Genomic DNA, 24,519 nt, shown 5'->3' on the forward strand with positions numbered 1-24,519 from the left:
ATTTATGCTCGGTAACTTTTCCTATTTTACAATTTTCACTCTTCCCCCACCGAGTGTTACCTATCCCAATAGAGGTGAAAGTGAGACTTAAGGACAATTTTACCGGGATAAAAACGTTATTAGAAGAATAGCCACATGGGAATCACAACCCATGCGGCTATTGGAATTTATATTAACTAAATGAAATTACACCACGTAAGATGTTCCGACAATAATTAGAAGAATGAATAACACGACAATCAACGCGAAATTATTGTGCATAGTTAATCACCTCCAGAGGTTTTAAAGTGCTATTTCTTGATAATAGCGACTTTACCTTTACACTACATACGAGGTTCCCACGATAATTAGTAAAATGAACAACACTACGATTAATGCAAAGTTATTGTGCATACACTAACACCTCCTGAGGTTTTTGATTTGAACAATTAGTCTTTATTCAATCACACCACGTAAGACGTTCCCACAATGATTAATAGAATGAACAACACCACGATTAATGCGAAATTGTTATACATAACTTAACACCTCCTAATGTCTTACACTAACATCCTATGGTTTGATGCATTGTGTGATTGGGCATGTGTTTAGTTATAAAAAAAATAGTACAAATGCCTATTAAAAGGAGATAAGTACGAAACTCAATATATATAATAATAAAATTCTTAGCATCCCAAACTTTCTCACTACATAAAACAGCATTTTCTATCACAATAAAACTGCACCAGTAATTGTTAGATTGTATCCAACAATTGTGGTGCAGTTCAAAATCCAGTCCTCATCTCGGATTTATTCTTTTTAGAACAGCCTTATTCATGTAAAAACTTTACACAAACTGGCTCTGGTACATTTACTCCAGCTTGAATTAACTGTAATCTACCTGAATCCTTATCTCTTTTAAACAAGGTTAATGTATTTGATTTTTGGTTCGATGCGACCAAATAGTTTTCTGATGGAGCCAACTCAAAGTCACGTGGCCAGTTTCCTTCTGTCGAAGTCCACTCAATAAATGATAATTGTCCGTTACGTTGGTCAACACTGAACACTGCAATACTGTTGTGACCGCGGTTTCCAGCATAAATAAACTTTCCATCTGAAGAAATATGAATGGCACTTCCATCATTGGTGTCGTTAAAATCTTCAGGAATAGTCGAAATATACTGTTGTTCGCTAAAGGTTCCATCTTGTTCATTATAATGTAAGAAAATTACTTCTGAACTTAATTCCGTCATCACATAGGCGTATTTGCCATTTGGATGAAAAGTAATATGTCGTGGACCACTACCAGCTTTAGGTGTATACTCTTGAGCTTTTGTTAGTTTGCCGTTCTCGATTGCATAAGTTGTTATTTTGTCACTACCTAAGTCAATCGCAATCACATATTTTTCATCAGGAGTAAAACCTGCAAAATGCATATGTGGCTTTTCTTGTCTTTCATGAGGCCCAGATCCCTCATGTATAACAACATCTTCTGCTGGATTTAACGAACCATCCTCATTTGTTAAATAAGACTCTACTTTTGTCGTATGGTAATTCGCACTCACCACATGACGTTTATCACTACTTACACTGACATGGCATGGTGGTGACCCAGCTGATGTATAACTATTTAATCTTGTCAATTCGCCTTTTTGATCACTAATGGAAAATGCTGTTACCCCACCATTTTCTTCTTCTTTGGCAACAGCATATAAGTTTTTATTATCATTGCTTACGGTTACATATGTAGGATTTGTTAATTCAGCTGCCAACGATACATCCGTTAATTCTTCTTTTTCGGTGTCTAAAGTAAAGCGATAAACCCCTTTGCTTTCTTCTTTCGTATAAGTTCCAACATATCCTATGTATTTAGTCATAATAGATCTCCTTTTTTAAAAGTTATCTAAATTATAACAAAACAACTAATTTTTCTCTATCAATAATCCAACTAAAGGGTTTGCGTCACATATGCTGCAGTTACACTAGGGTCATATTAAGTGAAACTTCACTCAGTGGGGGTTTTTGCTCTTCCCCCACTGAGTGTTAGTTCCGCAAGTAGAGACCCGCTTGAACCATGCGGGAGGAAAGGAAAAGTTTCACTCCCACTTAAACTCCTTCGTTTCACTTCATGTTTTGAAGTGGGAGTCTTCGGAGGGTTAAACCAAAAATAATGAAAAACAGACCCCAAACGAGCGTTGGGGCCTGCTTTTGATTATAATTGTTGATTTTGTTGTTGCTGTCCTTGCTGTTGGTTTTGTTGACCCTGTCCTGCCATTCCTGGCATGAACTGTTGGGCCATGTTACCAACACCTTTACCTCTTGTCATACTATAATAGGCTGCAGCACCAATACCAATAGATGCAACCACAGGCATTACTCTTCCGCGTTGATTAGCCATTGATCATTCACCCCCTTGTGTCTTCACTCATTAATTTGCACGAGTGTGCCAAATTCATGTCCGTAAGATATTGGGAGTAAAGAATTTGTATAGGTTATGATTGCCAATTTATTGGCACTGGTGTAACTTTTTCAACTTCTTGTCCAATTGCTTGTTTTTGATCCGTAGTTAACCAAACATGGGTCTTTCCTTGGTCTGAACTGGTTCGAATCAGACGGCCAATCCCTTGTCTTAAGCGTAACAACATGTATGGCAAATCCACTTGAGCGAATGGATTCGCGGCATGATGACGTTTCGCTTGAAACACAGGATCATGTGGCGGAAATGGTAAAGAAGCAATAATAACTTGTGTAAGTGCTTGACCTGGCACATCCAATCCTTCCCATAAATGGTAAGAACATAACACCGATGCAGCATTTTGTTGAAACTGCAACACAAGCTCACTGATTTCTCGGTCTCCTTCATAAAGCAATGGAAACGCCCATTGTTGTGTGTCTGCCCACGCCCTGAAACGTAGCATTTCTTGGGCAGAACTAAATAAGATGAGCGTCTGACCATTTGTCATAGAAATAGCTTTTCCAATCTTTTGCCATTTTTCTGATTCACTCGCTTGAATATGTCCATACAACTGCATTTGTTGTTCATAATCAAATGGTGAATTGACTGTAAACGAATCATACGAAGGAATTCCTAAACTGCTTGCAATATAGGAAAAGTCTTTATCCTGTGATAAGGTCGCCGAAGAAAATACAAAAGGAATTTTCTTCGAGAATACTTCTCTTTCCAATACATCTTCAACAAGTCGTGGCATAATCACAAAAGAGGTATCATTCTCATTTTCTTCAAGCCAAAAGATTCCATGGTCTTCTTTCAATAAAATCGATAATCCATAAGAAAAGAATTCTAAATATTCTTCAATAATTTTGATATGGTAATCATCAATTGTAAACAATTCAGAGTCAAACACTAATTGTTCTAATAGTTGTTGAACTTTTTTATGCAGTGTACTAGCAATTTGTACCATTTGTTTGGTACGCGGGACCTCCTGTCGATTCGAACCCTCCACAAGTTTAGCACTGTCGGACAGATGTCGGAACCACTGTTCATGAAGTTGTAATATATCCTCAATTAAATATAATGATTCTTCTCGTACATCTTGTTCCATATAACCGGTTAGAACTGTCTGTAGCGTCTCTGAATGGAAACGATAGGTTAAAGCTTTTTGAGCAGCAAATTCCAATAAGTGTCCTTCATCAAATACAACACTACTCGCTTCTGGTAGTAGTGGCATTTGACCTTCTCGTTTCCGTGATTCTTTTGTCCAAATATGTTCCATATAAAAATCATGAGAACAAATAATGAGGTCTGTAGCATAACGATAATATTCACGATTTAATGTTTGACCACTTCGATGGCGCCATTCACATGTGGAACATTGTTGCAAAGGATCCCAAGCGATCTGTTCCCATTTATGATTGGGAAGCCATGGATATTCTTTTCGATCTCCATATCGCTCAAATGAACTCATCGAGACTCCTTGTTCATAGACGAAATCAGGAATTTGTTCCTCCACTCGTAATATATCTTCGTCCAATGTATCAAGTGCATCCAATTTTTTCATACATATGTATTGTTCACGTGCTTTAGCCAAACGAACATCAATCGTTAATCCCAATGCTTGCTCTAACTTTTCTATATCCCCTCCCTTTTTAACTAACTGCTCAATTAATGTTTCATCGGCACAGGAAATAATCGCAGGTTTCCGTTTATAGCGAGCATAACAAATCGCATATAACAAATAGACAAACGTTTTACCTGTTCCAACTCCCGCCTCAGCAAAAATCGTTGTATTATTCTTATACGCCTGCTCCAGCTGGTAGGCCATATAAATCTGTTCATCTCTCAATTCAAAACCATGTTCAGGTAAAATATCATAAAACACATCGCCAATATAATCACCTAGGCGATCAAAAAAGTTTTCTTGCTTCGAAATTGTAAATGGTAGTGCTTTAGTCATAATTATCTTTTCTCCTTTTATCAAACCGAACTCAAAAACAATCTCCATCATATCAAACAATTAGCTATTTAGATATTCTTTTACAAAAACGTGTCATTATTATCAAATAACGTAAAAAAGACACTTGATCTATCAAGTGTCTTTTTTATATAACGAAGAACCGTTGACCACATTCAACGTTTAGCTTTCGCATGTTCTCCGACTCGATTGGAATTAAAACCTAGTTAGATTTCATTCCATGACCACCAACCGAAGTTGATGGTAATTAGCTCATCGCCTTTTTACTTTAACACAAATTCATTCATAAAGATACTGTTATTTTCCATGAAATAATTTCCATTTTCAACTTACCTCTGACAATTACCAATGTATGCATTAAAATTACCTTTGTCTACAGAAAAGCTTTGTTGTGATTTAATGCACATTTGCTGTATTATACGACATAACCTTCGCAATTTTGCTCTCAACCATTCTGATTGAAATAAGTGATATACCACGTTGCGGCAGAATACTCCGCTTTCCATGGGCACGGCCTCAGCTAACTTGGTAAAGAAAACCACTTTACCAAGTGGATCTTCGGCTCGTGCTGTTCCCATAGGAGTCTCCGTATTCTGCCTCCACTTGTACTAGTTTTTCTGATTGGGATAAGTGATTAAGCTATATAAAGACATTCATTGCATACTTTATTCTAATCCAACAGTTTCTATAAAAGTGTTAATTAATAATAAAAAGACCATATATATTTATTAAACCATTTTCTATAAAAATTCAGAGTACACGAATAAGCGGAGGCAATACACGGAGACTCCTGTGGGACTAGTGGCATCGGTGAGACCCCGCAGTGCGACAGCGCGAGGAGGCTCACCAGCCCCCCACGGAAAGCGTAGTGTATTGCCGCAGCGGACTTTTAAGCACTCATCTTCGATAGGAAGCGGTAAGTTATGTCGTATAATACAGCTTATATGCAATAACAAAAATCTACTTAGAAGCAGCTAATGCTGCAACAATTCTATCTTCAAGCTGTTTCACATCTGCATCCTCTTGTACATTATTAATTAAAATCGAAAAAATAAACTTCTCACCAGTTTTGGTTTCAAGATAACCTGATAATCCACTTACTGTTGTGATCGTCCCTGTTTTAGCATGGATGGTTGCGCTCTTTGCAATATCACGCATTCTATAACGTAGCGTACCACCAACCATTCGCTCATCTACACCTGCAACAGGTAATGCTTGTTTAAACACGGAAAACCACTCTTCATCTTGTATATGATACAATAATTTCGTTATTTCATTAGCAGGAATTAAGTTTATATGAGAAATACCTGAGCCATCTCTTATAACCAAAGCATCTTTATTAACATTAAAGTTATCAAGCTGATCTAGCACCACTTCAATACCTGCATCCCAACTTCCTTCGTTATCTATTATTTTTCCCATTTCCTTAACGAGTGTTTCAGCATGCCCATTATTACTTAACTTCATAAATGGCACCATTAATTGCTTTAATGGTATCGACGGTTGGGACAACAATGGTTTAGCTTCTTCTGGTGTTTTTCCTTGCGTTACATCCTCTGAGTAGGTAATACCTCGCTTGTGTAAGGATTGACTGAATAATTGCAATGCATACTCAGTCGGATTAGAGACAGAAATCCATTCCTTCGTCGGATTCGCTCCCACCGGAATAACACCTTTAATTTTAATCATATTGCTATCATGTTGGCGAGTAATGGATAGCTCTTCAGTATGTTCTTCTGTAACTGTTTTAGCATCGTTAACCACCTGTACAATGTCTGTCTTAGGGGTTACAGTTATAGTTGGCTTTTTTCCACTTTTATTCGCTGGCTTCACTCGAACAATAACTGTACCCGAATCATAATCTTGATTTGGTGCGGCAGTTAACGCAGAAATTGGTGCACCATAATAAAATTGTTCATCACTCCATATTAAATCAGGTGAATACCTTTCATTATCATACCATTGATCATCTCCAATAATGGATCCATCAATTTTTGTTATTCCTTTTTGTCGTATTATTTTCGCCATTTCATCTATATCTGTTGCTAAAAGCGTTGGATCTCCCTTTCCCTTCAAATACAAATTACCTTCTAATCGGTCACCATTGATCGTACCGTCAGTTAGTACTTCCGTTGTAAATGTGTAATTTTCACCTAAAGTAGCCAAAGCAGCCGTTGCCGTCAATAGTTTCAAATTAGATGCGGGACGTAATCGAATATCACCTAAATGATCATATAAAAGTTCTCCTGTTGTTGCCGAACGTATACTAATACCAATAATGCCTTGGTTCACTATATCTTCATTTTGAATTAACGGATCTAGTTGTTGAGCTAAATTATCGTTTTCCTTATTGGCATTCACAGGTACAGCGGGTGGATTCTCTTGATTTTCATCCATAAACGACGGAATACTAACTACTAAAACTAACAATAAAAATACCATTATTCTCCTCTTCTTCATCTGATCACCTATTCAAGTTTTTTCATGTTCTTCATTCTTTCCATTAAAATGACATTTAATAGGTGCTAAAACGATCAACTTGTTTGTAATCGATTACTTTTGTAGAATAGTACTATCGTTAGATAGGAGAGTGTTGTTATGTTTAGTGAACAAATCGCAATTAAATTAGAGGTAGTTGCTAGGAGAGCGTTGAATATAAAGAATCCTAGTGGTATGGGAGGCATTATATCTGCTGAATACATTGAAAAACATAGAGGTGCATTTACTGTTATTTGTATGGCCCTTGCCCCTTATTACTTAAATGCAACCGAAGAGGAGCGGATACCATTAGATGATATCGTTGAACGGTATCAACATTTACAAACTTGTGGTCTCGAAGAGTATTTTAAGACAGTCAGTCATGCTACCGAGGAATTAAAAACACTTTTTCATGACCTTGGGGTACAAGATGCTGAATAGCATAGGGTGAGTGTGATTCTCTTTCGTCCAATATGCTGGGAAATAACATATTGGACGAACTTTTTTTGGCAAACAACTAGCTTATTTGAGAATCAATTAGTTTCTTCACTTTTATTGCAACATCCATTTCTACTTGATTAATCTGCACCTTAGATGTATGTAAGTTCACAATCAATTCTGTTTGTTGTGATTCTGATTGTATTTCACAAGACTCTATTTGATCATAACTAATAATCCGATCATTCGTCGTGTCTTCCGTTCCCATTACATAATAAAATACCCGCTTATCTGTAACAAATAAGAGCTCCGTTGGTTTATTAGGAGCAGCACATGCTAACAATGATTCATCAGCATCTAATTTATTCTTGGTAAACGTATCAATATAACGTTGTAGAATACCTTTTTTTCCGATCCCAAATTTAGTTGTCAATTTCTTAATCGAATCGAACATTCTAAACCCTCCCTACCTAAAACACAATTTACTTTCTAAAATGGTACGTAACCCACTCATTTGATTGTAGCTGCTTCTCTACTTCAAAACCTGCATCGATAAACATACGTCGTACTTGTTCCGTATTCCAGTCGACAAGTCCTGAAATCAAAAAGTTAGAACTTTTTTGTAATAACTGGTGTCTACTTAATATTTGAACTGTTTCATCAGCACCAATATTTATTATTATCCAATCATAGGCTCGATTAACGACAAATTCACCATGCAGTAAATCTGCTTGTTCAATATCAATTGGTGTTGTAATTCCATTCAGTTTAGCATTATGCTGAATCTCTCGCTCAACTGGCTCATAATCAACAGCTACCAGTCTCTTTGCTTGTTTCATTGCTGCAGCTATTGTCAAAACCCCTGAACCAGTGCCAAGATCTAACACGGATTGATCGGTTAAATCTGTTTTGAGAATGATCCGCAAGCAATCTTGAGTTGTTTCGTGTAACCCTGTTCCAAATGCTGCTTGCGGCTCAAATTTTAATACTTGTTTCGATGCATATTGTGCTTCATCACCAGAATAACAAAGCACCCAACCATTACCCAGATCAATGTCTTCAAATGACTGAGTCCATGATGAGTCATCAATCTGTTTAATATTGATTTCTTCTTTTGGTATATGTAGTACATCTTGTATCCTACTCAAATAGGAGTCAGGTAAATTTTCTACTTCCCTCTCTTCTGCATAAATTCTTAATTCCATATAATCTTTAGTTAATTCTTCATAATCGTACCCGTTTTTCACCTTTTTTATTTCGATAGATGGTTCATAATAAAGATTATAAAGTCCAGCGATATTTAGTGCCTCAATCGATTGATCTAATTGGTTCGAGGGCAACTTTACGATAAATTCATATAACATGGTTTGATCCTTTCCTTATAACTATTTTTAGAATGCATAACTCTCCTTATTTTACATCAGTATCTGTAGTAATACAAAGGTGATCGTGTATTTGAACACACTAGAAACAAAATGACTTTTTTTCGTGTATTACTAATAAAAAAATAGCTATGCTATGTGTACTAAGTGAACAATTGCTAACTTAACTAGTATAAAGATACGAGGATAATACATGATCGTGAGAAAAAAGTACTTAAACGCGCATGAAAAAAACTTAATCATACGCGGTTTGGAGAACAAAGTACTTAACCACGTAAGAAAAAACCCTAATCATACGAAAAAGGAACACAACTACGTAAGAAAAACAGTAATGACAAACTCTTCTCACCAAAGTACCTTTTTGAATGCAGTTTTATAACCTTCAGTGCGCATCATAAAGCCAATGTGCCATAAAGTTGAAAAAATTCGAGGAGGAGGGATTTTTGGAAAGAAAATCAAATGGATTATAATTAAATAATGCTAAAAAATTAAGGAGTAAAGTAAAAAAATACTACAGAACAATAAAGAGCATCCAATCGTTCACATTGTTCAATCAATTGGATGCTCTTGTTCAATTATTTTTTAAATTCCATGTTCCAGCTGTAATAATCATTTTGTTGATTTTTTTGATAGCGTAAATATGCGTTAAATTTATTGCCTTTTTTACTTGTTAATCCTTTGACATACACGACTTGATCTTTTAGTAATGTTTTTACCATTGTCTTCGTTACTTTCTTTTGCATTGTTTTTAAGAATTTATCATTCTTCCAAACAACAAACTTACAGCCGTTTTTCCAATTACTACACCCAAAACCTTTGTTTCCTTCAATCACGCGATGACCACATTCTGGACATTTTCCGATCACTTGATTCATTTTTGGTTTTGCTTGATAGTGATGAATCACTGTATCCTTATCTGTTTTGATAGTTTGTACAGCTTGATTAGTAAATTGAAAAACAACCTGCAAAAATTCATTTTTACTCACCTTGTTCTTTTCAATATCTGCCAATGACTTTTCCAGTTTTCCTGTGAATTCTAGATCGAACAAATCATGGATTGGAAATGTTTCTACTAATCTGTTCCCAAGTTCAGTACAGTGAAGTTGCTTATTTTCAATCGATATATAACCGACATCCTTCAATTTCTTAATCGTTTCTGCTCTTGTTGCAGGTGTACCGATACTAAAACCTGTTAACACTTCGTCCGCGTCTTCCTCTTTATAACCTCTTCCACACGTTTCCATCACTTTTAGTAATGTTTTTTCCGTATGATATTTCGGTGGTTTTGTCTTATGACTTGTCACTTTATGCTCTGTTAAGGCTACTTGATCCTGAAGTTGGACGTTTGGTAACTGATTCTCTTTCGATTGAATCTTTTCTACTTTTTTCCAACCTTCGATAAGTTGTATTCTTCCTTTAGAGAAAAATATTCCTGGAAGATTCACATCACTTATTGTTGTCGTTAACTTTGTTTCTTCATATTCTGCAACAGGCATAAATTGCATGATAAAACGATTTTTCACTGCATTATAAATGATTTGTTCATCAGCACTTAGTCGTTTGGGTTGAACATAGGTAGGAGTAATCGCACTATGACTTTCTACTTTAGCATTATTAAAAATCCGCTTAGACTTTACAAATTTGATTTCGTCTTTGTATGGTAAGTTCTTTGTAATGGCTTCTAGTACTTTTGCTGTTTTCCCTACTAAACTTTCCTCCAGAGCAACACTTGCTGTCCGGGGATAAGTAATAAATTTTTTCTCATACAGTGATTGTGCTACTTTCAATACTTTGTCAGACGTCCATCCCTTATATTTATTGGTAATATATCCTTGTAAGTTTGATAGATTGAATAAAAATGGGGGATATTCTTTCTTACGCTGTACTTGTTTATCTGTAACGATAGCATTTTTATGTTGATCGAGTATTTGTTGAACTTCTTCAAGTTTTGCTTTTTGACTAAACTTTTCTTTGTTTTTCTCAATATAAGTAGCTTGATAGCTTTCCTTGTCTTTTGGTTGAAAAGTGGCCTCTAACTTGTAGTAATCTTCTGGAACAAACTGCTTAATTTCCTTGTCACGATCATAAATAATCTTTAAAGTTGGCAAGATTACACGACCAATATTTAGGGCTTTTCCTTTCCCCTTTTGGTATTTTAACGTCGCAACAGAAGTCAAATTAATACCAATCACCCAATCTGCCCATTGCCTACTAACACCAGCGTCTTGTAACGGCCGCAGTTCTCGATTCGATTTCAACTGGTTTAACCCTTGTAATACTTCAGTAGCTGTCCATTCATTCAATAATAACCGATAAACTGGCTTATTCACTTTGGATCTGTAAATAATACTATCACCGATTAATTGACCTTCCCGATCATAGTCACAAGCCGAAACAATCGCATTAACATCATTCCTGCGCATTAATGATTGTATAATGTCTAATTGTTTCTTTGCACCTGGGTCTGGGCGACCTTTCGTACGTGGATTACCTTTGACTTTATATTGAAATTTGTCCGGAATAAAGGGAAAGTTTTCTAACTTCCAACTAGTCATTTTTGCATCATAATCCTTTGCATCAAACAGTTGCACCAAATGCCCGAATGCCCATGTAATAAGGTAATCATTTCCTTCAAAATAACCATCTTTCTTTTGAGTGATCTTTAAGGCATCTGCAATGTTTTTAGCAACGGATGGTTTCTCAGCAATTACTAATTTCACTTTTTTCACCATCCTTTTCGTATTAACTTTTTTTAAATAGTACAACCATGCCTGGAATCGAACATAATTGGTAAGTGTTAAGGAGAATAGGAGGCTGGAGTATACCTAAGCTATAGCTATATTCTACTATTCGACAATCACAACTAGTTTCCTTTTAAAAATAGCTGCTTTCTTAAAGATTTTTTGCCAAGGAAATACAATATGTTACAAAACTCTAAATACTTCCCTCATTCTTACCATAAATTTCTTATCTCGATATACACTGATTAATTGGTTTTCGTCTAGATCTGTGGCAAACCTCCTATAACTGTGATCGTTTAAAAAGTTTTGTCTAGACCTACGTCCGAGTTTCTATCAAGTTCAAAAACTAACAAAATCGCCCTTAAAATTAAAAATAGACTCCATACATGGGTTACTATGAAGTCATTAACTACTACCATATTCAAAAGCTTTTTATGTACATTATTTCTAGATAACAAACAGCACCAACCATAATAGTAGACTGATCAGGACGCTTGTTCCTACGATTGCACTTTTAAGTATATACGGAAGCGGATTCGGTATTAAGCGCAAAGCTAATACCGTTGTCAACCCAAATAAAAACATAAATAAGAGTGCATATAATAACATGCCAACTAAATTATCTACTGGCAGAGCCATCGAACGAATGATATATCCCATAATACCACCTCTTCCATACAACCTAATACTTCCGTGTATCTTGTTTCATACACCGATATATTATAGTACAATTATATTCGCATTTCTAGATGCACCATGCTATATCCGTTTAAAAGCCTCCGCGACTTCCTTCATCTCTTGCTGATCAATTGTTCGAAAATCAAGTAACACCCGGTTATCTTTCACTCTAGAAATAACAGCTGGCTGATTCGTCCTTAGTTTTGTTGCTACGATTTCCGCTGAATCATAATGATGACTAAGCGCAACAACGTAAGTAGGGAGCTCCACTGCTGGCATCGTTCCTCCCCCTATTTGAGATTGTTGTTCAATGACTTCCAATTGAAATGGAACCGTCGATCGCTCGAATGAGTTAACAAAACTATTAACTTGTTGTAGAATTTCTTGTTTCGTTTTTAAAATATCACGAACTGTTGGTATCTGTTTGATTGTTTCTTGATTCGACAAATAAGCTTGTAGCGTTTTTTCTAAACCAGCTAACGTGAGTTTATCAACACGAAGCACACGTGCCAGTTGATGCTTTTTCAATTGATCGATATACTTCTTTTTACCAACAATAATACCCGCTTGTGGTCCACCGAGTAATTTATCTCCGCTAAAAGATACAAGATCAACTCCTGCTGCGATCAAATCACGAACAACTGGTTCATCACCAACCCCTTGCTGATGAAAATCATAAAGCGAACCACTGCCTAAATCTTCATAAACAATCAATTGTTCCTTGTCTTGTTTTAGTGTCACAAGCTCCTCTGATGCCACTGTTTCTGTAAAACCTATTGTTTTAAAATTGCTTGTATGTACTTTTAAAATCATACTTGTATCATCTGTAATAGCTTGTTGATAGTCGTATAAGTGGGTTTTATTGGTTGTCCCAACTTCTACTAGTTCAGCATCACTTTCCTCCATAATCGAAGAAATTCGGAAAGATCCTCCGATCTCAACTAATTGCCCTCGTGAAACGATCACTTGTTTATGTTTGGCTAACGCTCTTAATGTTAAAAACACTGCTGCTGCATTATTGTTCACAACCATTGCCGCTTCTGCACCCGTTACATTGATCAACTGTTGTTCGATCACCTCGTGCCTGGATCCTCGTTCTCCTTGAGAGATCTTATATTCTAAATTGGAATAGTTTCTGGCCACTTCTACCATATGTTGAATGGCATCCTCACTTAATCTTGCGCGACCCAAATTAGTATGAAGCACAGTACCTGTTGCATTGATAACAGGTATCAAATGATCTTGTTTGATTGCTGTTACTTTTTGTTCTACTTGTGTCCAAATGTAATCAAATAATGACTCATTCTTAGATAATTCTTTAGGACTATAACAACCCTTCAACAACATGCTTCTCAATTGAGCAATTTCTTGCTGGATTTGTTTGGTAACTTGTGACGGATCAATTTGAAAATTTTTCACCAACCGTTTAAACTGTTCACTTTTTTGAAATTCATGCACGGGTGGCAATTGCCTTAACCACTGGTTCATACTCTACCCTCCCTTTGTTTTTTTTATTTCGTTGGATTAATATGATATAAATTAAAATTTCACTCAGTAGGGTTTTTCCCTTCCCCCCACTGAGTGTTAACTGAACGATTTTGGGTGTTAACGTCCGTTGAAGCAGGAGTTTTACGGACGGTTGCACCAGGATGAAATAATAATCATGATCACTTTAAAACATGACTATTATTTGACCATGTCATGATGTCTGTTGATCAATTTTTTCTATTATCTGCTCAACTTCTGGGTACGAACCCGTTTCTAGCTTGGAATAAATTTTCTTACCATTGACCCTTACTTCAAAAGCACCACCAGAACTTGGATTCAGCTCCAATGAAGCAATTTCATGGCGGTAATGGTTAAATAATTGTTCCGCAAAACTTGCGGCTTTTGGTGCGTAGTTTCACTGCATACAAAATTCAATTGACACATTAAAGCTCATAACCATCCTCCTTTCTTTTATTTTCTCTATTATATAATAAACAATAATAGGATAAACCTTTTTGATGTTTATCCTTCGCCTAAAGATAACCAAATTCTTGCATTACCCTTTCTTGCCGTTAGGTTCAATTGATCCGTTTTCTCTAAAATAGGAATGAGATATTTGCGAGAAATTCCCCAAGCTTCCTTTGCATCTTGTAACGTGAACGAAGTACCTGTTTGGTTTCGTAAGTGTTGGATTGCTTGGACAAATGCTTGCTTGTGAATTACTAACCCATCCGTTATTTGATATGCTTGCTCAGTGAATAATAGGTAGGCCTTTAAATCTTCCTTATCTTCTTCTGTGAATGGGGTCTGGCCTAGATAATCCTCCCACTTTTTCACCTTCAATCCATCCTGCTTCCATCTATGAATAAATTCTTCCATTCTTGATTTCCAGTGTGCTGGTAAATGTGGCTCAAAAGTATTTCGTTTAATGAATTGACCGACTTGTTCGATTCCGCTAAGTTCACGAATGATAAACTCGATCACTTCTTTTGGATAGTTACCTGTCAATGGTTGAATCAGTTCTGCTTTATTCATCCCTAATCGCATTGGATATTGTTGGTGATAACCGTCTAATTCCTTTAAAAGTTTATCACTAATGTACATGTAACCATTGCGATGCATGTACTTTTCTCTTGGTAATTCGATTAGTTCCCCTTGGATCACCTGCTGCTCAACAATCTTCTTAAGTTTCCATTCATCGATGGAGGTAGCAACCATCATTTGTTTCATATCCATTATTGAATTTTGTCTTAATTCATCTAACACCAATTCTTCTGGTGTTCCTTCTTTTTTCTTTTGCAAATATTGAATCGTGTCGCTGCCAAATTTATATTTCTTACCATTTGGATCGATTATCCATCCACCAGCAATCGTCTCCGTCGGTGTTGGTCTTCTTACAATAAAGCGATCTCCCCGTCGAACAACAATATCCTCGTCTAAGCGAATTTGACAAATCACCTCTTGTTTTCCTTGTTTGACCACATTCCGATCAAAATAAATAATCTTCCCCATCACTTCAGATGTGCCAACATGAATTTTCACTGGTGCCCGCTGCTTAAGTGGTGCGCGTAAATGTTCAACAAATTGTAGGCTTACATCGATGGTACCAGTAACCAGGAAATGATCTGCTAGCACCATTACATCGCCACGTTGTAAATCGTCTCGATTGATCCCACTTACATTTAGTGCCGTTCGTTGACCAGCATATGCGTGACTTACATTTTGATGATGTATTTGCATCGTACGTACTTTAGCTTTCCTCTTTTTAGGTAAAATCGTTACCTCGGCACCTGTTTGAATTTGACCTTCATATACGGTTCCACGGGCAATGGTCCCTTGTCCCTGGATGGTGAACACTTGGTCAATTGGCATCCGAAACGCCCCATAACGATCCCGCACTTTTACTTGTTGAAGTTCATGTAATAGGAGTTGTTTAAATGCATCTATCCCTTTATAAGATATACTGTCAACAAAAGCTATTTCAGCCTCAGCAAAATCTCTATCTTGTAATGTATCGTTAATCTCTAATTCCACTAGCTCTAACAGTTCAGCATCCACTCGATCTATTTTGGTCACGGCTATCACGCAACGTTTTATACCTAGAAACTTCAAAATTTCCAAGTGTTCCTTCGTCTGTGGCATCACACCCTCATCAGCAGCAACCACTAAGACAACAAGGTCAATACCGGCAACACCAGCAATCATTTGCCGAATAAATCGTTCATGGCCAGGAACATCAACAATTGAGATGCGTGATCCATCGTGGTCCTCAAGTTGAGCATACCCCAATTCAATTGAGATTTTTCGTTCTTTTTCATGTTTCAAACGGTCTGTATCCATACCTGTTAACGCTTTGGTAAGTGTTGTTTTACCATGATCAATATGCCCCGCCATGCCAATAGTATAATAAGTTTCCTCCATTTGCTAACCCGCTTTCCTTATAACTGATACTTTTAATGTAAGCCTAATAATAAAGACAATTCAAGTATAGCGCATAGAATAGAGGCATTAACGCTAGGGTTTGATAAACTTCCCTTAGGAACGGGCGGTTCGATGATCCATTAAAATCTTAGGCGATAAAGGAAACTATCTTAAGAACAGATTGAATAGATAGTTTTATACTGAGGATGTTAAACTAATATCACCACGTCCTGTGGCACCATCGAACTATCTACATTTCTGTAGGCAAGCAGCGCTTAAGCCTAAAGCCGGACGTGCCAAATAAGTGAAAACAGTTACCAACTGCTAGTGAATTTGTATAATTCAAATACAAAGAACGACAAGTAGTTGTTGTCATCACAACTACTTGCCGCCCTATTCTTATTTGCCTTCCGTTTCATCGTCAGCAATCCCAAACTGTACTTTTGGGTTTTTAGACATGTCTATATCAACACCAGTACTATCTTTTTGATTTTTTGGTGTTTGTGGTAATTTTGATTTATTTTTACGATGTCTGTGCTCATCTCTACCCATTTTATATCCACTCCATTGTTATAGTTTTCTTTTTTAGTATGAATGGAAAACAAGCAACTCATGTGATAATGGCAAAAAAAATATATACCTATTTTTCCCAACATATATCTAAAGTTTGTTACAGTTAACTTCAACTTAAGGAACTTTTACATTGATTATGTCCTTCCCATCACTTATACTAATTCTCACAGACGACAAAATTGTTTATGTGGGGTTGGATGGGTGACTGGTGTCCCCCTGGGTCTTCAAAACCCTGAGGGAGGCGCGTGCCGTCTCCGGTGAGTTCGATTCTCACACAGTCCCGCCAAAACCTTATATATCAACATTTCAAGAGCTTGACTATATAAGATGGTTTATTGAACAATAAACTCCATATTCCTTTAAGGTGCCGAATAGGTGCCGAAACCTCATTTTTAATCAAACATGTCATCAAAAACTTCTACGGCACCATCCTGCAATGAAGGAACTACATGGCTGTAAAGATCTACTGTAATACCAATTTTTGAATGTCCTAAACGTTCACTCACAACTTTTGGATGTACATTTTTCTGTAATAGTAACGTTGCGTGAGAATGCCGCAAATCATGAAATCGTCCAACTTTAAGTCCGGCTCTTCTATACGCTTTTTTTAAAGACTTTAGCAATTCTCTGGGATCAAAGTAATTTCCTTTGGTGTTGTTGAAAACCAAGTCTAAAGGATTAAATGACTTTCCTAAGATTTTTTTGGTTTCAAGATATTTTTCTTTATGTTCTTTGAGAAAAGCAGTTAGTCTTTTTCCCATAGTTACATACCTATCTCTTCCATTCTTTGTTAAGTCTTTAATTCCTACACCGCCACCTTCAGCATCATACGCTGTCTTTGTGATATAGATTCTCCGATTATCCAAATCGATATCATTCCATGTTACTGCTCTTAATTCCCCTAATCGTGCACCTGTTTCAGTTGCTGTAAATATAATTGGGTAATGCACCTTACTAGCTTTTGCCTTTTCAAAAAGCTTATTTAGTTCGTCAACTGAGTAAGTTATAATTTTGTATCTTTCAGGCTTTGGTGGTTTAGCCTTGGTTGCTACGTTCTTGCTTATAAACTCCCAGTCAATGGCATCATTTAAAGCTTTTGTTAACAATCGATGATGGTGCTTTACCGTCTGTGCGGACAAAACGGTATCTTCCTCATCAGCAAATTCATGTAAACCTAATTTTTCCGTGTAATATTCTTGGACATATTTCGTTTTTAATTCTGCTAATTTTGTCTTTCCTAAGCTCGGCTTTATATGAACTCTAACTATTTTTTCATAGCCCTTATAGGTATTAGGAGCTGTGTTGGTCTTGGCATAATTTCTCAGCCAATAATCCAAATATTCTCCCAAAGTTATATCATGATCTACAACAGATTCTGTTTGTTGAAGTTCAGCCACAGCTAAATTCATCGCTTCTTTAGCTTCTCTTTGTTTTTTGAAATTCTTTTTAACTCGGCGCTTTCTATTACCGCCTCGCCCAATTTCAATCGTGTACATCCATGATTTTGTTTCTTTATCCCATCTAACGTGACCAGTCACTTTGTATTACTCCTCCTTTTATATGGACTGGACACCAAACTCGACTATTACTTAGTATGCAAGTTGAATTTGTACTTTAAACTAAAAACCGGTCAGTATAGTGTCCAATCAACTTCAGAAATTTAGTTTTTTCCTTCAAACCATGCCAAGAAGGGTTTTTTTGGAATTAAAATTCTACTTCCTACTCTTACTGTATGAAATACTCCAGAATGAACTAACTCATAAGCTTGTCCCCTACCTATACATAAAAATTCTGCAATTTCTTTTACTGTAAGTACATCTTTTAAGTCATCTAATTTCTTCATTCCTTTTCCCCCTAAGATTTAAAATAGACAAATAAAAAAGGGCAAACGGATTAGTGGGGACCACTAATCCATTTGCCCAGTTCTTCTGGCGCTAAAATGCATTTGTTTTAAAGAATATTTAATTTTTCAGCCTAATTATAGTATAAAAGGTTAATTAACGCATTGCAACAATACGTACGGATACTTTTTTTCACTCAGTTAATTTGTTATTTTACTTTGTTGGTACAAATAAAGATGTTCAGATGATATATATTATCGGCAGTTAGATCATTCCAAATAAGTTATGTCTCATTAGGCTAGAAAACTTGTGATAGTGAGACAAAATGGAATTTTCGCCAAAATCGTCAAGTTCCTATAATAATCATTATTGTTAAGTTATGCGTTTCAACTTAACAATAATATTCTGTGTCGTCTTGATAAGTTTCAAGACCGTTCAGATAACTTACATGTTTGGGATATAATTTACAGGGTCGTCCAAATAATTAATCAATTTGGAGGTCACTCACATGGAATTACAACAAGCATTTGACGAATTTTTACTGTATCTGGAAGTCGAACAAAATTATTCTGAACATACGCTTACTGGTTATGAATCGGATTTGCACGCATTGTTGCGCTTTTTGACCGTTCATAAGCGTTCAACAATGCTCCAAGAACTTAATCCAACCATTATTCGACGATTCATTCAGTATCAGCGTACGAAAACGTTTGTTAGTCCCCGGACCTTACAACGTAGAATTTCAAGTTTAAAATCCTTTTGTACATTTTGTTTGAAGGAAAAATTCATTGATGAGGACTTTATGGCAGGAATTAAAGCCCCGAAAAGCGATTCTAAACTTCCAGTTTATATGAATTTGGAAGAATTAAAACAACTCTTTTCCTCCTTGGAAAACGATAATGGACCCCTCTCCCTTCGCAATGAGGCCCTATTTAAACTCATGGCAACAACCGGGATGCGAAAATCGGAATTAGTCCATTTAACATGGCAGCAACTTGATTTTTATAATGAAACCATATTAATTTTGGGGAAAGGGAAAAGGAACGCCTCCTCCCCCTCCATTCCATGGTTATTCCGTTACTGAAGGCCTATAAGGATTCCTTACAGGCTTATCAAACACATCCTACTGAACGGATCTTTTTGAATGCCCAAGGGAAACCCTTTAATCCACGAGGGGTTGGTTACGTCTTTAAGAAGGTATTAAAAAATGCTGGCCTTCCCCCACAGCGTTTCACCTTGCACCATTTGCGGCATACGTTTGCAACGTTATTGTTGCAGCAAATCAAAATGGAAACTAAAGATGAAGTTGGGCATGTTTCTAACAATACTAAAGAAAAAGTCGATCTTAAAACACTGCAAGAATTATTAGGCCATGAGTCGCTTGCAACAACGCAAGTGTACACTCATATTGATTTTGATTCGAAAAAACGAGCGATCGATTCGTTCCGTTTCGAATAAACTAGGACAGAAAGCTACCTCCAATTTGGGTAGCTTTCTGTGTCTTTATTTTGATGCAACAAGATTCATTTCCGCAAGTTGATTGGCTAACGCTGGATTTGTCTTGGTTAGTTGAATGAAATAAGATAAAGGAACTTGTTCGTTTTTCTGCTCCTCATCTTGACTAGGGATAGTATCTTCTTCTAAAACCACTTGTTGATCCTCTATTTCCCCTTGACGGCGTTTTTCGAGTGTTGAGTAAATTTCATTTTCGATAGATGTAAGTTCACTTCGTAACGCGCGAATTTTTCGTTGATCCCTGCGTAGATAATAGTTAATATTTTCCTTAGTAATGGAGTGACCTAATAGATACTTGATGTTATCAATATCCATCTCACGTTCATCTAAGATCGTAGCAATCGATGAACGATAGCCATGCGGTGTAACATGTTTGGCTCCGACCCACCCAAGTACTTTATTGATTCGATCCGTTAATCGGTTTATTTGCTTCCTACGTATTGGTAATCCAGCCAATCCATGTAACAATTGATCCTCTGGCTGAAGGTCATAGTATCGAATATGGTGCTTAATCTCCTCTAAAAGACGAGGAGGAATTGGGAAAAATTGAATAACGTGTTTATCATTGACGATCCCTGCGTCATAGTAAATGAGTTCTTTATCAAGCCAAACATCTTTCACTTTAATTGAAGCTAATGCATGCCCTCGGAGGCCAGTATTAAATAAGACGCGTAAAGTTACTCCTACATCTTTACCTTCTTCCTCTTTTAGATGTTGAATTGCTTTATATACATCTACAATTTCATCCAGTTCCATTGCTCGTGAATGCTGACCTACTTCTCCCGTTGGTAAAACGACTGCTTGAAATGGATTGCTTTGAATTATTCCCATTGCTTGATAAAATTTTAAAACACTTTTCAATGAAGCGATTCGCCGTTTTATTGTTTTGTATGCTATCTTTTCGTCGTATGATTTTTTGATCCATTTATCCACATGGTGGATGAAAATATTTTGCAGGGTTGGATCAAACCCTTCTTTGAAGCTAAAATCTTCAAAGGCATCTACATCCCTTTGATACCCTTTATATGTATTTTCACTCCAATTACGGTATTCCTTCATTTCCTCAAGAGCAATCCGGATCGTCCAATCTGGTTTGGCTCTTTTTTCGATCGGTAATTTGATGTTAAGGTCCATTTCTTTTTCCATTTTTTCTCCTCCAATACAATAAAAAAAGAAGCACCAGAATAATTAGGCTAATGATAGGTATAAATACCTACGTTAATTCCTAAAAATCCAGGTGCTTCCTGCGATTTCATCTAATATTTTATATTTTTATTATACCATCATAGATTCGTTATAGAAACAAAAAGTAATTAATTTTTCCATAAAGATGGTATATTTAATTTTTTAAAATAATTATAGGCTTGTTAATGCTTCTAAGTCACTATTACAATCCACCAGTTAGGTATAAAGCCTATTTTTCATCGGCAAATAAATTAGAGTTGTGGACGACTTTTTATGTCTCATCTGCCTTTGGATGGCAGGTATAGAAAACCCATTTTGATCCATTAAATAAGCCATTGTTGCTCTTAGGTCATGTGACGTTACTTTTCTGTTAATATCGGCTTTGGAAGCAATTTCACTTATTATCTTGTTCAATTTTGTATTTGTTAGTGGTTTTTTCTTTGAAAAAAATAGTTCCTTATTCATCGTACCTCCTAACCAATCTAAAAAGTAGGGATGATTAACATACACTTGCAAATATTTTTTTAAAGCAGGTGTCATTCTCACAGAACTAGCATACGTTTTCTGACCGTTATCAATTACAATAATATTCAAGTCGAAATTAATCTGAGAAAGTTTGAGTGAGCATAATTCCTTGGATCTTAAGCCACACGTAAACTGCAACAGTATTAAAACAAAGTATTGAAGTAAAAATGGATCTAGTAGTGCAGCAGCCTTGAGCAACCTATCACTTTCTTCTCTACTTAATGCTCTGTTTTTTAGAGCTCTGTAATGAAAAGATGTCGGATATCTTGCAAATGGGTTTTCACAAATTAAATCAATATCTTCTATAAATTGAAAAAAGCTTTTTACCGCGGAAAAGTGATTTCCTATCGTAGTTTTAGTCTGTTTCGTTTCTTTCAGGTACTCAACATAGGCATCAACAAATTCAAGGTCAATAGGTTCGTATTCACCATCATCTTCACAGTAGTAAAATTTATCAAAATCTAGTGTCTCGCTATTATAACCGTAGTCTTTAATGAAAACCCCTAGTTCTTTTAATGGGGATTTATAACTTTTTATAGTCCTATCAGAGTATTCTGATAACTCCTTGAATTTTTTAAAGTACACGGAACTAATTAGCAAATTGTCCATAAAGACTCTCCTTTTCTTTTAAGAAATCTAGCTCTACTTTTGCATATGGGTGTTTTTCTAATTCTTTCTTTACTTGGTTGGAAGAAATTCTAAGGTAGGTTTGAGTCGTGTTAACATTGTCATGCCCTAACAGTTTACTGATTTTGAATATTTCCATACCACTTTCATAAGCATAAATAGAGAACGTGTGCCTTAATATATGCGGAGATAGAGATGCATCCTCTGGAAAGACTTTTTCTTTTTTTCCATGCTCCTTAATTCTGTTCAGCATTTCCCGAATCGTACTTGTAGCAATTGCTTTATTTCCATTAACAGAAAAAATAAAAAGTTCATTGTATTTGGATTTTGTAAATTGTTTTCTTTTATCTGCGTATTTAAAATGCACATAAGTACTGAGAACATCAAATGAAACATCAGTCATGTAACGCTTTTCAGGTTGAGATTGTCCCTTTGGTATTATATAGATAGCTTTTTCTTCCCAATCGATATCTTCAATTTGAAGATTAGCTAATTCATTGGCTCTTATCCCTGACCCAAGAAATGTCCATATAATCGTATAATTTCGTAACGCAGATATTGATTGTTTTGCTGCTTCTAAAATAAAGTTCACTTGTTTAGATGTAAGAGCCTTTGGAACGTTATTTGGATCTTCTTTTGTCTTAAGTGTGTTATTTAACAAGAAATCAACTTGTTTCTTATCTAAAATATCTATAGCAACCGTTTTTAGAAAGGCTCTCAAAAACGATTTCTTCTTTTTTTTCGTACCAATATTATGCTGATTTTTCAAATATCTTAGCAATAATTCCTTGTCGAATAATTCAGTAATTAATGCTTTTGTTCCTGAATTCAATTCTTTTTCTATAAAGCTCTTAAAAGATCTCATTTCACTACGATACCCTCTTTGTGTTTCCTCTCGCTTATCTGCATAGTATGAGGTTGATGAAGTGAAGAATAGATTTTCAGCCTCCTCAAATGTTAAAATTTTTTTTGGTTTTTCCTTTTTTGTTTCTTTAACAATATTCTTTTTTAATACTTCCTTTTCAAACATGGCTTGTCCAAACTCACCAATTAGTTCACTTAATTTCTCATCAAACAATGCCTTTTTGGATTTCTTTCTAGGTGCGCTCATAATTCACACCTACTTCATAATCAATTTTATTAATTGCCTCTTTTAATTCGAATGAGTAGTAGTGAATATACTTAGAGGTAGTTTTAAGCGAATCGTGTCTGGCTAAAGTTCTAACATCTACAAGTTCAACGTTTTTACGTGCTAAGCTTGTAATATACCAATGCCTTAAAAGGTGCGGTCCTCCTTCTAAGTCCCAGTCTGATAAAACTTTATAAAGTGTGAAGGTATTATGAATTCGCCTTGTAAAGCTTTTTTCTTTTTCAGCATTACTTTTTCTAAATAAAAATCCTGTTCTATCTTCTACAGGGAACTCAAGTAGCATTTCATATACAAGTTCAGGAACGGGTAATATATGGTTTTTCCCTCCTTTTGAATGAACTACAATAGTTTTAGTACTGAAATTAATATCTTCCCAACGTATACGATAAAGTTCTATGATACGATAACCTAAAAATGAAATTAGAGCGAATGCCAAGGTATCTTTATCTGGATCTTCCGAATAGATTTTGATTGCATTGAAAAACCCTTCTATATCATCATCACCTGGCAATCTTCGGTAGAAATAGTCCCTAGCTTGGATATTACGCACATTTAATGCTATTTGTTCGCTAGTAATATTAAGCTCAAATAAACGTTTAAAAAAAGTTTTTATATCCTTGAGTTGTTGTTTGCAATTATACTTTGTGTAAACACCTAACTTGCTTTGCTTAATTAAAAAGGCTTTATACTCAACAAGATGTTCACTTGTGACTTCCCAAACAGATATTTCATTTATGGAACTATCTTGAAACTCACGTAAAGTTGGTAACCACTCAAAAAAATTTTTTATTTGACGTTCCATCTTTTCAATTCTTGAAGTTGTCCGATTTCTTCTATGAAGATCTTTAACGTACAAATTTACAATTGGATGGTTCAACTCTTGAACAACTTTAGTTTGGTGGTTAAATTCAACTGCATTAGATTTGTCAAGATAATTGTGTTAGCAGCCATATTAGATGGCATTCATTTCGGAAATGACATTGTCGGTGGCGAGATAAAATAGGAACTGAAGTGGCGAATGGCGAAAATCAAAAGGAATTTTCAGTGTCTTTTTTAGTAGAAAAA

Annotated in this window: 21 protein-coding genes, 1 tRNA gene and 2 pseudogenes; 3 read left to right on the top strand and 21 right to left on the bottom strand. The window is 35.9% G+C overall.

The annotated features are described in order from the left end of the window. Positions 1-186: 186 nt before the first annotated feature. The 7 genes from FCI53_RS01715 to dacB form a co-directional block, all read right to left on the bottom strand. The gene (locus FCI53_RS01715) at positions 187-261 is read right to left on the bottom strand and encodes a YjcZ family sporulation protein (RefSeq protein ID WP_138415259.1); all 75 of its coding nucleotides are present in this window, start codon (positions 259-261) and stop codon (positions 187-189) included. Positions 262-318: 57 nt separating this feature from the next. Further along, positions 319-393 carry a YjcZ family sporulation protein gene (locus tag FCI53_RS01720; protein ID WP_138415259.1) on the bottom strand — a complete coding sequence of 25 codons (75 nt, stop codon included), beginning with the start codon at positions 391-393 and terminating at the stop codon, positions 319-321. 50 nt (positions 394-443) lie between these two features. Further along, positions 444-518 (bottom strand): YjcZ family sporulation protein, encoded by a 75-nt coding sequence (locus tag FCI53_RS01725; RefSeq protein WP_138415261.1) that lies wholly within the window; start codon positions 516-518, stop codon positions 444-446. A gap of 291 nt (positions 519-809) precedes the next feature. Further along, positions 810-1,856 carry a lactonase family protein gene (locus FCI53_RS01730; RefSeq protein ID WP_138415202.1) on the bottom strand — a complete coding sequence of 349 codons (1,047 nt, stop codon included), beginning with the start codon at positions 1,854-1,856 and terminating at the stop codon, positions 810-812. A 335-nt stretch (positions 1,857-2,191) separates the two neighbouring features. Further along, complete coding sequence (locus FCI53_RS01735; protein WP_138415204.1) at positions 2,192-2,377, bottom strand: hypothetical protein; 186 nt, start codon at positions 2,375-2,377, stop codon at positions 2,192-2,194. A 94-nt stretch (positions 2,378-2,471) separates the two neighbouring features. Then, on the bottom strand, positions 2,472-4,394 hold the full coding sequence (locus FCI53_RS01740) for an ATP-dependent DNA helicase (RefSeq protein WP_138415206.1): 1,923 nt from the start codon (positions 4,392-4,394) through the stop codon (positions 2,472-2,474). 978 nt (positions 4,395-5,372) lie between these two features. Further along, on the bottom strand, positions 5,373-6,854 hold the full coding sequence (gene dacB, locus FCI53_RS01745; RefSeq protein ID WP_425457152.1) for a D-alanyl-D-alanine carboxypeptidase/D-alanyl-D-alanine endopeptidase: 1,482 nt from the start codon (positions 6,852-6,854) through the stop codon (positions 5,373-5,375). Between the two features lie 156 nt (positions 6,855-7,010). On the opposite strand from dacB, the gene FCI53_RS01750 reads away from it, so the two are divergent. Further along, positions 7,011-7,331 (top strand): hypothetical protein, encoded by a 321-nt coding sequence (locus FCI53_RS01750; RefSeq protein WP_138415210.1) that lies wholly within the window; start codon positions 7,011-7,013, stop codon positions 7,329-7,331. Positions 7,332-7,407: 76 nt separating this feature from the next. Here FCI53_RS01750 and FCI53_RS01755 read toward each other — a convergent pair whose 3' ends face one another. From FCI53_RS01755 to FCI53_RS01790, 8 genes and pseudogenes are all read right to left on the bottom strand, one after another. Further along, positions 7,408-7,782, bottom strand: a complete 375-nt coding sequence (locus FCI53_RS01755) for a PH domain-containing protein (RefSeq protein ID WP_138415212.1) — start codon at positions 7,780-7,782, stop codon at positions 7,408-7,410. Between the two features lie 28 nt (positions 7,783-7,810). After that, complete coding sequence (locus FCI53_RS01760) at positions 7,811-8,692, bottom strand: 50S ribosomal protein L11 methyltransferase (RefSeq protein ID WP_138415214.1); 882 nt, start codon at positions 8,690-8,692, stop codon at positions 7,811-7,813. 593 nt (positions 8,693-9,285) lie between these two features. After that, entirely contained in the window at positions 9,286-11,442 is a 2,157-nt protein-coding gene (locus FCI53_RS01765) for a type IA DNA topoisomerase (protein ID WP_138415216.1), read from the bottom strand. Between the two features lie 456 nt (positions 11,443-11,898). After that, positions 11,899-12,111: a hypothetical protein gene (locus tag FCI53_RS01770; RefSeq protein ID WP_138415217.1), complete on the bottom strand. Its 213-nt coding sequence runs from the start codon at positions 12,109-12,111 to the stop codon at positions 11,899-11,901. Positions 12,112-12,210: 99 nt separating this feature from the next. Continuing rightward, positions 12,211-13,617 (bottom strand): L-seryl-tRNA(Sec) selenium transferase, encoded by a 1,407-nt coding sequence (selA, locus tag FCI53_RS01775; protein ID WP_138415218.1) that lies wholly within the window; start codon positions 13,615-13,617, stop codon positions 12,211-12,213. A gap of 211 nt (positions 13,618-13,828) precedes the next feature. After that, positions 13,829-14,020: pseudogene (locus tag FCI53_RS21995) on the bottom strand (Rdx family protein); the annotation flags it as partial. Between the two features lie 119 nt (positions 14,021-14,139). Then, complete coding sequence (gene selB / locus FCI53_RS01785) at positions 14,140-16,038, bottom strand: selenocysteine-specific translation elongation factor (protein ID WP_138415219.1); 1,899 nt, start codon at positions 16,036-16,038, stop codon at positions 14,140-14,142. Positions 16,039-16,437: 399 nt separating this feature from the next. Then, positions 16,438-16,590 carry a YfhD family protein gene (locus FCI53_RS01790; RefSeq protein ID WP_138415220.1) on the bottom strand — a complete coding sequence of 51 codons (153 nt, stop codon included), beginning with the start codon at positions 16,588-16,590 and terminating at the stop codon, positions 16,438-16,440. A 210-nt stretch (positions 16,591-16,800) separates the two neighbouring features. Between FCI53_RS01790 and FCI53_RS21290 the strand changes: the two genes are divergently transcribed. Continuing rightward, positions 16,801-16,897 (top strand) — tRNA-Sec (locus FCI53_RS21290). Between the two features lie 106 nt (positions 16,898-17,003). Here FCI53_RS21290 and FCI53_RS01795 read toward each other — a convergent pair. Then, complete coding sequence (locus FCI53_RS01795) at positions 17,004-18,149, bottom strand: tyrosine-type recombinase/integrase (RefSeq protein WP_138415221.1); 1,146 nt, start codon at positions 18,147-18,149, stop codon at positions 17,004-17,006. A 122-nt stretch (positions 18,150-18,271) separates the two neighbouring features. Beyond that, positions 18,272-18,454: a helix-turn-helix domain-containing protein gene (locus FCI53_RS01800; RefSeq protein WP_138415222.1), complete on the bottom strand. Its 183-nt coding sequence runs from the start codon at positions 18,452-18,454 to the stop codon at positions 18,272-18,274. Positions 18,455-18,960: 506 nt separating this feature from the next. Here FCI53_RS01800 and FCI53_RS01805 point away from each other — a divergent pair. Continuing rightward, positions 18,961-19,910, top strand: a pseudogene (locus FCI53_RS01805) (tyrosine-type recombinase/integrase). A gap of 45 nt (positions 19,911-19,955) precedes the next feature. On the opposite strand, the gene FCI53_RS01810 reads toward FCI53_RS01805, so the two are convergent. The 4 genes from FCI53_RS01810 to FCI53_RS01830 all read right to left on the bottom strand — a co-directional run bounded on the left by FCI53_RS01810 (position 19,956) and on the right by FCI53_RS01830 (position 24,256). Beyond that, entirely contained in the window at positions 19,956-21,113 is a 1,158-nt protein-coding gene (locus FCI53_RS01810) for a tyrosine-type recombinase/integrase (protein ID WP_138415223.1), read from the bottom strand. Positions 21,114-21,368: 255 nt separating this feature from the next. Then, entirely contained in the window at positions 21,369-22,286 is a 918-nt protein-coding gene (locus tag FCI53_RS01820) for a tyrosine-type recombinase/integrase (protein WP_138415224.1), read from the bottom strand. Continuing rightward, positions 22,267-23,382, bottom strand: coding sequence for a tyrosine-type recombinase/integrase (locus FCI53_RS01825; protein ID WP_171038028.1), 1,116 nt, complete (start codon positions 23,380-23,382; stop codon positions 22,267-22,269). Before FCI53_RS01825 ends, FCI53_RS01820 begins: the two co-directional genes overlap by 20 nt. 19 nt (positions 23,383-23,401) lie before the next feature. Then, on the bottom strand, positions 23,402-24,256 hold the full coding sequence (locus FCI53_RS01830) for a tyrosine-type recombinase/integrase (protein WP_138415228.1): 855 nt from the start codon (positions 24,254-24,256) through the stop codon (positions 23,402-23,404). Positions 24,257-24,519: the final 263 nt, after the last annotated feature.

Origin of the sequence: Aquibacillus sediminis, from assembly GCF_005870085.1 — a bacterium.
Classification (GTDB): Bacteria; Bacillota; Bacilli; order Bacillales; family Amphibacillaceae; genus Aquibacillus_E; species Aquibacillus_E sediminis.